Source organism: Mesorhizobium intechi, from assembly GCF_002879535.1.
Classification (GTDB): Bacteria; Pseudomonadota; Alphaproteobacteria; order Rhizobiales; family Rhizobiaceae; genus Mesorhizobium; species Mesorhizobium intechi.
This window is the reverse complement of record NZ_PNOT02000203.1, coordinates 1-14047: the sequence shown is the minus strand read 5'-3', so window position 1 is coordinate 14047 and position 14047 is coordinate 1. Positions and strand designations below refer to the sequence as shown.

The following is a 14047-nucleotide window of genomic DNA, read 5'->3' as shown; positions in this document are numbered from 1 at the left end:
CGTCGTCATCATATGGCGTCGGGTCAAAGCCTCGCGCCGCCCGCGTGCCGAAAAGGCACTTCAGGCATAGTCATGGCGTGGCCTTACTCGTTTCAGGGGAAAATCGCCACCCCGGCATGGTCTAAGCCCGAGCGGCACGATTGAGCCAGATGGGCGAACGCGGCTCAGTTGGCCTTTTTCGCCGGCACGCGCACGGCGCCGTCTTTCATCAAACGGTCGATATGCATGCGGATATGGGCTGCTTCCGCCGCCGTGTTGGCCAACGCGATGGCGCGGTCGAAGGCAACCCGCGCCTCCTCACCCCGGTCGAGCTGCATCAGCAGCCCGCCCTTGAGGCCGAAGAAGTGGAAATAGCCGGAAAGCCTTTCTTCCAGCGGCTCGATCATCGCAAGGGCCGCTTCCGGGCCGCGCACCTTGGAGACCGCCACCGCGCGATTGAGCGTGATGACGGGCGACGGCTGCATCTGTTCGAGCAGGCCGTAGAGGAGGTCGATCTCCACCCAGTCGGTGTCCTCGGCCTTCTCTGCCCGGGCATGCAAAGCGGCGATTGCCGCCTGCACCTGATAGGGACCGGGCTTGCGATGGCGTAACGCCTTGTCGACCAGCGCCAGCCCCTCGTCGATCATCTTGCGGCTCCACAGGCTGCGATCCTGGTCCTCGAGCAGCACGATCTCGCCGTCTTTGTCGAAGCGGGCCGGCGCGCGCGCATGCTGCAGCAAAAGCAGCGCCGTCAGCCCCATGATCTCCGGCTCGGCCTGGAACAGCCGCAGCAACAACCGGGCGAGCCGGATCGCCTCCTCGCACAGCGGCGCGCGGGCCGGCGCCTCGCCGCTGTTGGTCGAGTAACCTTCGTTGAAGATCAAATAGACCATCGCCGCCACCGCGGCGAGCCGCTCGGAGCGTTCGACCGCGCCCGGCGTCTCGAACGGCACGCCGGCGTCGGCGATGCGCGCCTTGGCGCGGGTGATGCGCTGTTCCATGGCGCTCTCGCCGACCAGGAAGGCGCGCGCGATCTGCTTGACGGTGAGACCGGAGACGATGCGCAGCGCGACCGCGATCTGCTGCGTTGCGGGAAGGTCCGGATGGCAGCAGATGAAGAGCAGCCGCAATATGTCGTCGCGATAGTGCGCGCCGTCCAGCCGCTCCGCGATGTCGCTCTCGGCATCCTCCAGATCGGAGATCTGGTCCTCTTCCGGCATCGGCGCCTGCTTGGCGCGCTTGCGCACCGCGTCGATGCCGCTGTTGCGGCCGACGAAGATCAGCCAGGCCGCCGGGTCGCGCGGCGGCCCGTTCTGCGGCCAGTTCTTCAACGCCCTGAGGCAGGCATCCTGAAAAGCTTCCTCCGCCGTATCGAGATCGCGGAAATAGCGCAGCAGCGCGCCCATTGCCTGCGGCCTGGCGACGCTGATCGCGGAGCTGATCCAGGCCAGTTCGGTCATACCGCAACACCGGTGGGATTGAACACCGAGACCGGCCGGATCTCATAGGAGCCGCCGCTCGGGTTGACCTCGGACAGCTCACGGGCGAATTCGACGGCCTCGTCGAGATCGGCGCATTCGAGCGTGTAGAAACCCAGGAACTGCTCCTTGGTCTCGGCGAAAGGCCCGTCGATGACGACCGATTCGCCTTTCACTTTCCGCAGCGTCGTCGCCGCCGTCGTCGGCAAAAGCCGCGCCACCGGGCCAAGCCGGCCAGCCTTGGCGTACTTGTCCTGTACGTTGATGAGATTGGCCATGACTTCGTCGTCCTGCGCCTTGCTCCAGGAGCTGACGACGTCTTCGGAGGCATAGCAGAGTATGGCGTAGAGCATGGCAGGTCCTTTTCTGTATCGAAGGACGAAACAGTATGACCGATCCCGACACCGCGTCGATAAAAAAAGACGGAGGGCGACCGTCAATCGCCGCCAGTCACCGTTGATGCATCTTTAACCATCTCAGCACGATCGCTTCCTCGTCATCGAGACCCTCGATGGGCCGTTTGCGCTTGTTGGCTTCCGCCATTTCTGCCAGCAGCCGTCCCTGCGACCAGGCCTCGAAGACCAGCGGATGAATATAGCATTTGCGGCAGACCGCGCGCGTGTTGCCCAGCCGCTCGGCCACCTTGTCGATGACGCTGTTCATCACCCGCTTTTGCTGGACCTGGGTTCCAGGCAGCTCCGTCTGCGCAAACAGCGACGCGGCATGGATTGTGGCCCCCCAGGTGCGAAAATGCTTGGAGCTGAACGTATCGCCGGCGGCATCCCTAATGTAGCGGTTGACGTCGTCGGAGCGGACCGGGCGTCTGTTGCCTTCCCCGTCGAGATATTGGAACAGTTTCTGGCCCGGCAGGTCCTGCGCACCGCGCACGATGCCGGCGATACGGCGATCGACCAGCCTCAGTTTCCATTCCTTGCCGGACTTGCCCTTGAAGGCGAAGCGCAGGCTGGATCCCTTGATATCGACATGGCGGTCGCGCAACGTCGTCAGGCCGAAGCTCTTGTTGTCTCTTGCATAGGCGGCATTGCCGACGCGGATCATCGTGTTGTCGAGCAGCCAGACGACCGCGGCGACGACGCGCTCGAATGGCAGGCCGTGGCGGCGCAAATCGCTGTCTATCGTGCCCCTCAGGGTGGCTAGGCTTTCGGCGAAGGCGACGAGGCTCGAATACTTGGCACCGTCGCGTTCTTCGGCCCATTGCGGATGATAACGATACTGTTTGCGCCCCCGCTGATCCCTGCCGGTCGCCTGGATGTGCCCATCGGCATCCGGTGAGATCCACACATCCGTCCATGCCGGCGGAATGCCGATCGCCTCGATACGCGCCCTGGCGGCATCCGAAACCGCTTTCCCGTCCGGTCCCTTGTAGGAAAATCCCTTGCCTGCCTTCACCCGGCGGATACCGGGCTCGGCATCGCTGACATAGGTCAGTGCGGCGCGCTCGGCCGCGCTTTGCGCCCCGTTCTTCGACGCGGCGTCACCGTCGGTTGACCGGCAGGGCGGCAATCCGGATCTCTGCAGCATGCAAGCTCCACGCGAATATGCGTAGATAAGCTGCTGGCCGACAGCTGGTTCCACGCCCCGCGCGAAAGTCGGCTGGCCGCGGCAAGCGAATGACGGGACCGTACGACTACAAGGCGCCCTGCAGTTCCACCGGCGGCGCCGACAGCCGCCGTCGCACCGCGAGCTTGAGCCTGTAGCGCAGGCAGCGCCAGGCTTCTGACCGTCGCTTTGGCGCGGCCGCGGCCACTGCCAGGAAGCGCGCGGCAATGTCCAGGTCGCCGCGCGCATAGTGGACGCGGGCGATCTTGAGGGCGACAAGCCCCTCCCTGGTCTTGAGCGCCGAGAGCGGGATGCCGCAATCGGTGAGCGTGCGCAATTCCCGGCGCCACTCCAGGAAGCGCCGCACCGGGTTGATTGCAAAGCGGTCGTCGGAACGGGCCGGCGAAACCTCATAGACCATGACGGGTTGCGGCGTCATGGCCAGCGAAGCCTTGCCCATCAGCCGCGCCCAGAACAGCGTGTCCTCGTCATAGGCGAGGCCCGCCGGAAACCGTGTGTCGCCGATCAGTTGCCGGGACGCCAGCACGCTGCCCACGGCGACGGAGCGTATGTCGCCCTTTACGTAGGCCGAAGCATTTGCCAGGCACGCAGCCTGATAGCCGTTCGGGATCTTGATCTGCCGATCCTGGCCGTTCACCCGCCGCCGGTAGGCGCCGACGATCATGCCGGCTTTCGGCTGGTTCTCCGCCTGCCGCAGCAGCGCGCGCAATCCGCCCTGAAGATGCAAATCGTCGGCGTCGATCAGATACACCCAGGGATGGAGCGCCTGCGCCAGCGCCACGTTGCGGGCGCCGCCGGCGTCACGGCATTCGGCCGGCAGCACGCGCAGCGGCAAGGCCAGTTGCGCCGCTGCCCGCCGTGCGACATCGGCCGTGTTGTCGGTCGATGCATCGTCGACCAGCAGGACCTCGCCGATGACGTCGGCCTCACTGCCAAGCGACGCCAGCGTTGTCGCGATGGTGGCCGCCGCATTGTAGGCAGGGATGACGACGCTGACCGCTTTCAATTACAAGACCCCGCGCCCGCCCATTGGCAGCAAAAATGGCTGTCCCTCGAAACAAATAGAGATTAGCGACCCCTTCAATGTTTGAGAAGTCGCTTCCTCCACCCACAATTGCAGTACAGGAACGCTTCGCGCTTTTCGCCCGCTGTCATACCTTCTCGAGCGCAACCGGAATGACGTCGACGGCCTGCTCGCCGACCTGTCCGCCCGTGGTCTTCAGCACGCCGACGATCGGCGCGACGTCGGGATAGTCCCGGCCGTAGCCGACGGTGATATGGTCGTTGCTGGCTCGCATGCCGTTGGTCGGGTCGAACTCCTGCCAGCCGGCGTCACGTCCGCACCAGACCTTGACCCAGGCATGCATGGCGTCGGCGCCTTCCAGCCGCGGCTTGCCCTTGGGCGGGATGGTGCGCAGGAAGCCGCTCACATAACCGGCCGGAATGCCGAGCCCGCGCAAGCCCGCGATCATGATGTGCGAAAAATCCTGGCAGACGCCGCGCTTCAGCCTGAAGGCATCGCTGGCCCGGGTCCGCACCGTGGTCGCCTCGCCGTCATAGGTGAACTCCCGATGGATGCGATTGCACAGATCCATTGCCGTGCCGGCGGCCGAGGTACCGATGCTGTCCCGCGCATAAGAGGTGATCGCCGCGTCCAGGCCGGAGTGCACGCTTCCGGCCAGAAAATGGTGCGGCGAGTCGGACGCCAACGACCGTACCGCGGCCAGTTCCTGCCGCAGCCGCCCGATATCGGGCGACACGTCGAGCCCCGGCTCCGCCCGCGACACCGAAACGCGTGCGCTCATCCTGATGTCGAGCGCGTCATGCGCATCGCGAAAGGCAATCGAAGTGACGTTGTTGCCGAAGAAGTCCGAGAAATCCGACCGCTCATTGGGCGCCGGGGCAAAGGACAGCGATGCGGCAATGACGCGCTGGACGCCTGATATCGTCGATGGCAGCACGCGGATCTGGTGGCGGCCGCCGCCCGCCGCGGCGGCATAGTCGTAGTGAAGATGAAGCCTGATGTCGTAGAGCATGGACTAGCCGAAATAGGCTTTGGCGAGGCTGTTGTAGAGACCGCCGATTTCATATGCGAGTTCGTCCAGCGCCTTTGCCGTCATGTCTGAAGGCTCCTTGATGGCTGTGGCCGTGTTGAGCTGCAGGATCTCCTTCGCCGCGGCCGACATGTGCCCCTCGCCGCCGACGGACGGCAACAGGCCGATCTCGGCCTTCAGCCTTTCCAGCTGGAACAGGATCGAGCGGGGATTGAGCGGGTCGAGCGCCAGAAGATCGACCACCGTGCGCCGGCCGGTCTGCACCGGATATTGCCGGCGATGGGTCATGACGCTGTCGCCGATCTCCAGCATCATGTCGAGCGCGCCGTCCGGCGCGTTGGGGCTGGTCAGCCGGGACAGCGTCCGGGCGATCTGGATGCCGCGTTCCAGCCGCCGGCCGATCTCAAGGAACCGCCAGCCGGCGAAGCGGTACATGTTCTCATGCAGAAGGCCGGAAAAACCGGCGAGCTTGCGCAGGATCACCGTCATGGCCCGCGTCGCGTCATCGCCCGGCGCCACCGTCGTGGCGAACTGGTGGATGGTCTTCGACAGGTCCTTGAGTGCCAGCCAGCCATCGGGAGAAAACCGGTCGCGGATCTGGCCAGCGCTGTAGACGGCGCTATCGAGCGTTCCGATCAGCCCCGACGGGATCGCCGTCTCGACGTCGATGCCGAACGGTTCGAGATAGTCCCTGATGTCGGCCAGCAGCGGCATGTCCGGATCGGATGTCTCGGCCAGCCGCACATGATAGGCACGCAGGATGCGCACCGTGTCTTCCGAACGCTCGATATAGCGGCCGAGCCAGGTCAGGTTTTCCGCAGCGCGGCTGGGCAGGCTGCCCGGCCTGGTGCGGGTGAAACTATCACTCTCCTGCGGCAGCAGCGTCTCGCGCTCGACGGGCCTGTCGCTGACCACCCAGACGTCGGCCGCCTGGCCGCCGCGCTGCATGGCGATCGCCGTCGGGTCGAGCGACAGGCCGACACGGGCGAACCCGCCCGGCATCACCGTCCAGCCATCGGGCGTACGCGCCAGATAGACGCGCAGGCTCGCCGGACGCGGCTCCAGCCAGCCTCCGACAAAGACCGGTGTCGTCGACAGCGTCACAGCTTCCTGGCCGACGAAGGCGCCGCCATCGCGTTCGATGCGCGCCACCAGCTCGGCCCGCTCGCCTGCCGACAGCGCCGAGCCCAGCGTGGTCTGGCCATCATCCTCGAAGGCAAGTCTCGTCGACAGCGCCGGGCCGACCACCATGCGGTCGATATTGGCAAGCACATGGGCGCGTTCGGTCGCCTGCCCGCACCACCATGTCGCGACGCTTGGCAAGAGCAGCTCCTCGCCACGCAATTCGCGCACGATCTTGGGCAGGAAGGCGAGCAGCGCCCGCGTTTCCATCAGGCCCGAGCCGAGTGCATTGACGGTCGCCACCGCACCCTGGCGGATCGCCTCGACCAGTCCCGGCGTGCCGATCTGCGAATCCGACCGCAATTCGACCGGATCGGCAAAAGCCGCGTCGAGACGCCGCCACAAGACGCTGATCGGCATCAGGCCGGAAACGGTGCGCACCATCAGCCTGCCGCCGGAAACGGTCAGGTCCTCGCCTTCGAGCAGCATGATGCCGAGATAGCGGGCGATATAGGCGTGTTCGTAATAGGTTTCGTTGAGCGGCCCCGGCGTCAAAATGGCGACGCGGCCGTCGCTCTCCCTGGCCATGCCGATCAGCGCGTCGCGGAAACGGCGGAAGAAGCCGGCCAGGCGATGCACATGCATCTCGCCATAGATGTCGGACAGCGCGCGCGTCGTCGCGACGCGGTTCTCCAGGGCGAAGCCTGCGCCTGACGGCGCCTGCGTACGATCGCCCAGCACCCACCACTGGCCGTCAGGCCCACGGCCAAGCTCGAAGGCACAGATATGCAGGTAATGGCCGCCGACCGGCGTGGTACCGACGACAGGCCGCAAATATTCGGGGCTGGCCGCGATCAATCCCGCAGGCAGGATGCCTTTTTCGATCAGCCGGTTGCGCCCATAGATATCGGCGATGGTTTCCTCGAACAATTCGGCGCGCTGCACGAGACCGGCGCTGATCGCTGCCCATTCGCTGTCTTCGATAAGCAGCGGCACATGCGCCAGCGGCCATTCGCGTTCATTGGCGCCGGCCTTGTCGTAGACGCGGTAATAGACGCCGGCGTCGCGCAGATACTGGTCGGCGCGGGCAAAACGCTGGCCGAGCTTCTCGGCACCGAGATCGTCGAGCGCCTCGATGAAATGCTTCCAGACCGGACGGGGATTGCCTGTGGCGTCGACCATCTCGTCGACGACGCCGTCGATGGGCTGGTAGTGCTCCAGCAGGCTATGGATCTGCGGCTTGCCGCGTATCCTTTTGTGATTCCCCTTTGCCATCGCTGATCAGAGTCTTGCCGGTCGCCTGAGGTCAAGGGTCATCGGGAAATCTTCCGCCGGTTGTTCCTCGCGCAGCACATAGGTCGATGGTGTATGGCCGCGCGGTTCGAAGCGGGCGAGCCGCCGCGCTTCCGCCTCGTTGCCGTTGACCGGGAAGGTGTCGTAATTGCGGCCGCCGGGATGCGCGACATGGTAGACGCAGCCGCCGATCGCCCTTCCCGACCAGCGGTCATAGATGTCGAACACCAGCGGCGTGTTGACCGGCAGCGCCGGATGCAGGCCCGAAGCCGGCTGCCAGGCCTTGAAGCGCACGCCGGCCACCGCGACCTCGCGGTTGTCGGTCACCTTCATCGGCACGACGCGGCCGTTGCAGACGATGGCGTGGCGCTCCGGATTGAGGCCTTCGGTCTTGACCTGCAACCGCTCGACCGAGGAATCGACGAAGCGCACGGTGCCGCCGATCGCGCCCTGTTCGCCCATGACATGCCACGGCTCCAGCGCCTGCCGCAGCTCCAGCTTGATGCCGGCATGCTGGACCTCGCCGCAGAACGGGAAGCGGAATTCGAGCTGCGCATCGAACCATTCGGGGCGGAACTCGAAGCCGTTGAGCTTGAGGTCGTCGAGCACGTCGAGAAAATCCGCCCAGACATGATGCGACAGCATGAAACGGTCGTGCAGCGAGGTGCCCCAGCGTACGAAGCGGCCGTCCAGCGGGTTCTTCCACGCGCGGGCGATGATCGCCCTGACAAGCAATTGCTGCGCCAGGCTCATGCGCGCATTGGGTGGCATCTCGAAGCCGCGGAATTCGACCAGCCCCAGCCGGCCGGTCGGGCCGTCCGGCGAGAACAGCTTGTCGATGCAGATTTCCGAGCGGTGCGTGTTGCCCGTGACGTCGGTCAGCAAATTGCGGAACAGCCGGTCGACCAGCCACGGCAAGGGTGCCGAGCCTTGGTCCGGATGCGGCACCTGCGCCATGGCGATTTCAAGTTCATACAGCGAATCGTGGCGTGCTTCGTCGAACCGCGGCGCCTGGCTGGTCGGGCCGATGAACAGGCCGGAGAACAGATAGGAGAGCGACGGATGCCGCTGCCATTGCAGCACCAGGCTCTTCAACAGATCAGGCCGGCGCAGGAACGGGCTGTCATTGGGCGTCGCACCGCCGACCACGACATGGTTGCCGCCGCCGGTGCCGGTGTGGCGGCCGTCGATCATGAACTTGTCGGCGCCAAGCCGCGTCAGCCGCGCCTCTTCATAGATCGCCGTGGTCGTCGCCACGCAATCCTGCCAGTTCGACGCCGGATGGATATTGACCTCGATGACGCCGGGATCGGGCGCGACGCGGATGACGTTGAGGCGCGGATCATGCGGCGGCCCGTAACCTTCTATGTGCACGGGAAGGCCGATGGAACGCGCCGCATTCTCGGCGGCGGCGACCAGTTCGAGATAGTCCTCCAGCGCTTCGACCGGCGGCATGAACACGCACAGCCGCCCGTCGCGCGGCTCGACCGAAAGTGCGGTACGCACCGCGCCGCCAATCTCGGTGATCTCCTGTTCGACCCGGTCCTGCTGACCGGTCGCGGCGGTGAACGACGCCGCCTGCTGCCGGCGCGCCATCTCGTCGGCGCCCTCCAGTTCGGCTGGCGCCACGGTGGGCAGGATCGCTTCGCGTACCGGCAATGGACCGCGCGGCAGTGACGGATCGACCGGCACGATGTAGGGGAATTGTGCCGGCGGCACGTAGGGCAGCGTGCCCAATGGCAAGCGGTAGCCGACCGGTGAATCGCCCGGCACCAGGAACAGCCGGCCGCGTCGTGTCTTCCATTTTTCCGAACGCCAGCGCGGTCCAGAAGCCTGGCTGTTCCAGCGCTGCACGGGCAACACATAGCCCGACGGTTTGGTCAGCCCGCGTTCGAACACCCTTGCCATGCGGCTGCGCTCTTCCGGGTCCTCGAGCTTGGAGTTGGACGGATCGACATTTTCCGGCAGCTTGCCTTCCTTGAGCAGCCATTCGGCAGGATCCTCATAGGCTTCGCTGACCATGGCCTTGTCGATGCCGAGCTCGCCGGCGATCGCCGTCAGCAGGCTTTCGGCCTGCTGCGGGCCAACCTTGGCTTCGCTTTTCTCCCGTGCGATCAGCGACGGATCGCTCCACACCGGCTGGCCGTCGGCACGCCAGTAGAGCGAGAAGGTCCAACGCGGCAGGCTCTCGCCCGGATACCATTTGCCCTGACCGTAGTGGAGGAAGCCGCCCGGTGCGAAGCGCTCCCGCAGCCTGCGGATCAGCGCATCGGCCTTTTCGCGCTTGGTCGGACCGACGGCGGCGGTGTTCCATTCGGCGGACTCGAAATCATCGATCGACACGAAGGTCGGCTCCCCGCCCATCGTCAGCCGCACGTCGCCTGCCGCAAGTGCCGCGTCGACCTTGTTGCCGAGCGCATCGAGCGCCTGCCAGCTTTCGTCGGAGAACGGCTTGGTGATGCGCGGATGCTCGGCGATGCGGTCGACCCGCATGTCGAAGCCGAACTCGACATTGGCAAAGCTCGCCATGCCCGAAATCGGCGCGGCATTGCGGAAATGCGGGGTCGCGGCCAGCGGCACGTGGCTCTCGCCGGTGAGGAGACCCGAGGTCGGGTCGAAGCCGATCCAGCCGGCGCCCGGCAGATAGACCTCGCACCAGGCATGCAGATCGGTGAAATCGACCGATGTTCCGGCCGGCCCGTCCAGCGCCACGAGATCAGGCTTCAGCTGGATCAGGTAGCCCGAGACGAAGCGCGCGGCGATGCCGAGATTGCGCAGGATCTGCACCAGGAGCCAGCTCGAATCCCGGCACGAGCCCTTGCCGGCGGCCAAGGTCTCCTCCGGCGAGAACACGCCGGTCTCCATGCGCACGATATAGGCGATCTCGCGCTGCAGCCGGGCATTCAGGTCGACGAGGAAATTGACGGTGTTCTTCGCGCTCGTGTCGATGGTCCTCAGGAAGGCCGAGAGCAGGGGGCCCGCCGGTTCTGGTGTCCGGTAGATGGCAAGGTCATCCCTGATCTCTTCCGGATATTCGAACGGGAATGTCTCGGCCGACGGCTCGACGAAGAAATCGAACGGATTGTAGACCGTCATGTCGGCGACGAGATCGACCTCGATCTTCAGTTCCGCCACCGGTTCGGGAAAAACGAAGCGGGCGAGGAAGTTGCCGTAGGGATCCTGCTGCAGATTGACGAAATGGTTCGCCGGCTCAACCTTGAGCGAATGGCTCAACACCTTTGTCCGGGAATGCGGCGCGGGCTGCAGCCTGACGATCTGGGGGCCGAGAACCACCGGCCGGTCGTATTTATAATGGGTCAGATGGTAGACGGCTGCCAGAATTGCCATGGGACCCCGGAGATCGGCGTTTCAAACGAATTCGCCGAACCCTGACACATCTGCTGGCCATTCTCCAAGCACAGATGTTGCGGTGCACCTAATTTAAGCAGCTGGCGCTCGCGTGCGGTGTGTTGAGATTCAGGTCAGGCCGAGTCGAGAGTGGTGGCTTTCGGGGTCGCCCTGGCGACGGCGGAGCGTACTTTGAAGTACGTGAGCTCGGTTCTACCGCGACGCAGCAGAACGGGGAAGCGCAGGAAGCCTGCCATTCGCAGGCCGGCCTTACCTGATTATCGGCACAGTTCAAAAGAACGCCTGCAATCCTGTCTGCGCCCGTCCCAGGATCAGCGCATGCACGTCATGCGTGCCCTCGTAGGTGTTGACCGTCTCCAGATTCTGCGCGTGGCGCATGACGTGGTAGCCGATCTGGATGCCGTTGCCGCCATGCATGTCGCGGGCCTGGCGGGCGATGTCGAGCGCCTTGCCGCAATTGTTGCGCTTGACGATCGAGATCATCTCCGGCGCCATCTTGCCTGCATCGAGCAGCCGTCCGACGCGCAAGGATGCCTGCAGCCCAAGCGCGATCTCTGTCTGCATGTCGGCGAGCTTCTTCTGGTAAAGCTGCGTGCCGGCCAGCGGCTTGCCGAATTGCTTGCGGTCGAGACCGTACTGGCGTGCGCGGTGCCAGCAATCTTCCGCCGCGCCCATCGAGCCCCAGGAGATGCCGTAGCGAGCCCGGTTAAGACAGCCGAACGGGCCGCCAAGGCCCTTGGCGTTGGGCAGCAGCGCGTCCTCGCCGACCTCGACGCCTTCCATCACCACTTCACCGGTGATCGACGCGCGCAGCGATAGCTTGCCGCCGATCTTAGGCGCCGACAGCCCCTTCATGCCCTTTTCCAGCACGAAGCCGCGGATCTCGTCCTTGCCGGTCTCGCCCTTCAGCTTGGCCCAGACGACGAAGACGTCTGCGATCGGCGCGTTGGAGATCCACATTTTGGAACCGGAGAGCTTATAGCCGTTCGCGGTCTTCTCGGCGCGCGTCTTCATGCCGCCCGGGTCGGAGCCGGCATCCGGCTCGGTCAGGCCGAAACAGCCGATCCACTCGCCGCTGGCGAGCTTGGGCAGATATTTCTTGCGCTGCTCTTCGGAGCCATAGGCGTGGATCGGATACATCACCAGCGACGACTGCACCGACATCATCGAGCGATAGCCGGAATCGACGCGTTCGACTTCCCGCGCGACCAGCCCGTAGGTCACATAATTGGCGCCGAGGCCGCCATACTCTTCCGGGATGGTAATGCCGAGCAGGCCGGCCTCGCCCATCTCGCGGAAGATGCCGGCATCCGTCTTTTCATTGAGATAAGCATCCTCGATGCGCGGCGCGAGCTTGTCGGCGGCGAAGGCCGCCGCGCCGTCGCGCACCATGCGCTCTTCTTCCGAGAGCTGGTCCTCGATCAGGAACGGGTCTTCCCAGACGAATGCATTCTTTTCGGCGGCCATGGCTTCTCGATCCTCAACGGGTGAAGCCCGGCTTATCGGCCCGTGGTCTCAAAAAATCAAACGAAATTGCTTCACGGATCAATGAGCGTTAGGAATGGATCATGAGTGTCCAGCGCCGCCTTTTGCCCAACATCAGCGCCCTCGCCGCCTTCGAGGCGGTGGCCCGGCTTGGGTCTTTTACCGCCGCTGCGCAGGAGCTGGATCTGACCCAAGGCGCGGTCAGCCGGCAGATCAGGCTGCTCGAAGACCAGTTCGGGCGCCGGCTGTTCGAGCGCGACAGCCGCAATGTCCGGCTGTCACAGGCAGGCGAAATCTACGCCGAAGCGGTGCGTTCGGCCCTCGGCCAGTTGCGCGACGCAGCCCTGGGACTGATGAGCAATCGGCATAGTGGCATCTTGAACCTCGCCATTTTGCCGACCTTCGGAACGCGCTGGCTGATGCCGATGATCCCGGATTTCGTCGCGAACAATCCCGACATCACCATCAACTTCGTCACCCGCGTCGGCCGCTTCGACTTCGCCAGGGAAAGGCTGGACGCCGCGATTCACTACGGCCTGCCGGACTGGCCGGGGGCCGATTCGACGCTGCTGGTGCGCGAAACCGTGGCGCCGGTGGCCTCGCCCGAATTCCTCGCCGGCCGCGCCATCACCACGCCGGCCGATATCGGTCGCCTGCCACTGCTGCACATGGCGACGCGCCCCGGCGCCTGGACCGAATGGTTCGAGCATCAGGGCCTGAGCGCTCCGGCCGGACCCGGCATGCAGTTCGAACAATTCGGCACCGCCGCCCAGGCCTGCATGGCGGGGCTTGGCGTCGCGCTGTTGCCGCTGCTCCTCATCGCGGGCGAATTGCAGCGCGGCCAACTCGTGCCGGCACCCGGCCAGCCCATGCAAAGCCGCAGCGCCTATTACCTCGTCGTCCCGCACGACAAGCGCGACCATCCCCCCGTCGCCAGCTTTCGCGACTGGCTGCGAGACCAGGTCGAGAAGGAGCCGGCTGTTCTGGCGTGGTAGCTACTTCCGCTTCAGCGCATCCGCCAGTGCCGCACCGAAGGCCCCTTGCTGGGCCGGCCGTTCCGGCTGGCGTTGCGGCGCCGGCGAGCGCGGCGCCGGCCTGCCGCCGCCATTGTCGCGCGGGCCAGCACGCGGCGCACCACCCTCGCCGCCATCCTTGCGCATGGACAGAGCGATGCGCTTGCGCTTGATGTCGACGTCGACGACGCGTACTTTGACCACATCGCCGGCCTTGACCACTTCATGCGCGTCCTTGATGAAGCGGTCGGCCAGTTGCGAGACATGCACCAGCCCGTCCTGATGGACACCGATATCGACGAAGGCGCCAAAGGCCGCGACATTGGTCACGGTGCCCTCCAGCAGCATGCCGGGTTTGAGGTCCTTGATGTCGTCGACGCCGTCGGCGAAGGTCGCCGTCTTGAAGCCGGGGCGCGGATCGCGGCCGGGCTTCTCCAGTTCCGCCAAAATATCACGCACCGTCGGCAGGCCGAAACGCTCGTCGACGAAGACGCGCGGATCGAGCGCTTTGAGCGCGGCACTGTCGCCCATCAGCGAGCCCACGTCGCGGCCGCAGGCGGCGACGATTTTCTTGGCCACGCCATAGGCTTCCGGATGCACCGAGGAGGCGTCGAGCGGCTCGCTGCCATTGGCGATGCGCAGGAAGCCCGCGGATTGTTCGAATGCGCGCGGC

At 65.2% G+C, this 14047-nt stretch carries 10 protein-coding genes; 1 reads left to right on the top strand and 9 read right to left on the bottom strand.

Going from position 1 to position 14047, the window contains the following annotated elements; translation table 11 throughout:
* Positions 1 to 164 precede the first annotated feature (164 nt).
* The 8 genes from C1D09_RS17045 to C1D09_RS17010 form a co-directional block, all read right to left on the bottom strand.
* On the bottom strand, positions 165 to 1439 hold the full coding sequence (locus C1D09_RS17045) for an RNA polymerase sigma factor (protein WP_143975411.1): 1275 nt from the start codon (positions 1437 to 1439) through the stop codon (positions 165 to 167).
* The gene (locus tag C1D09_RS17040) at positions 1436 to 1810 is read right to left on the bottom strand and encodes a YciI family protein (RefSeq protein WP_143975410.1); all 375 of its coding nucleotides are present in this window, start codon (positions 1808 to 1810) and stop codon (positions 1436 to 1438) included. The genes C1D09_RS17045 and C1D09_RS17040 overlap by 4 nt, the downstream gene beginning before the upstream one ends.
* Before the next feature lie 97 nt (positions 1811 to 1907).
* Positions 1908 to 2999 carry a DNA topoisomerase IB gene (locus C1D09_RS17035; RefSeq protein ID WP_143975409.1) on the bottom strand — a complete coding sequence of 364 codons (1092 nt, stop codon included), beginning with the start codon at positions 2997 to 2999 and terminating at the stop codon, positions 1908 to 1910.
* Positions 3000 to 3105: 106 nt separating this feature from the next.
* On the bottom strand, positions 3106 to 4044 hold the full coding sequence (locus C1D09_RS17030; protein WP_143975408.1) for a glycosyltransferase family 2 protein: 939 nt from the start codon (positions 4042 to 4044) through the stop codon (positions 3106 to 3108).
* A 145-nt stretch (positions 4045 to 4189) separates the two neighbouring features.
* On the bottom strand, positions 4190 to 5074 hold the full coding sequence (locus C1D09_RS17025) for a transglutaminase family protein (protein WP_143975407.1): 885 nt from the start codon (positions 5072 to 5074) through the stop codon (positions 4190 to 4192).
* Positions 5075 to 5077: 3 nt separating this feature from the next.
* Complete coding sequence (locus C1D09_RS17020) at positions 5078 to 7489, bottom strand: circularly permuted type 2 ATP-grasp protein (RefSeq protein ID WP_143975406.1); 2412 nt, start codon at positions 7487 to 7489, stop codon at positions 5078 to 5080.
* A 6-nt stretch (positions 7490 to 7495) separates the two neighbouring features.
* Positions 7496 to 10855 carry a transglutaminase family protein gene (locus tag C1D09_RS17015; protein ID WP_143975405.1) on the bottom strand — a complete coding sequence of 1120 codons (3360 nt, stop codon included), beginning with the start codon at positions 10853 to 10855 and terminating at the stop codon, positions 7496 to 7498.
* Between the two features lie 291 nt (positions 10856 to 11146).
* A complete protein-coding gene (locus C1D09_RS17010) occupies positions 11147 to 12343 on the bottom strand; it encodes an acyl-CoA dehydrogenase (protein WP_143975404.1) in 1197 nt (398 codons plus the stop codon).
* Positions 12344 to 12444: 101 nt separating this feature from the next.
* On the opposite strand from C1D09_RS17010, the gene C1D09_RS17005 reads away from it, so the two are divergent.
* A complete protein-coding gene (locus tag C1D09_RS17005) occupies positions 12445 to 13356 on the top strand; it encodes a LysR family transcriptional regulator (RefSeq protein ID WP_143975403.1) in 912 nt (303 codons plus the stop codon).
* Here C1D09_RS17005 and C1D09_RS17000 read toward each other — a convergent pair.
* Positions 13357 to 14047 (bottom strand): S1 RNA-binding domain-containing protein (locus C1D09_RS17000; RefSeq protein WP_143975402.1); only part of this gene is annotated, 691 nt, incomplete at its 5' end.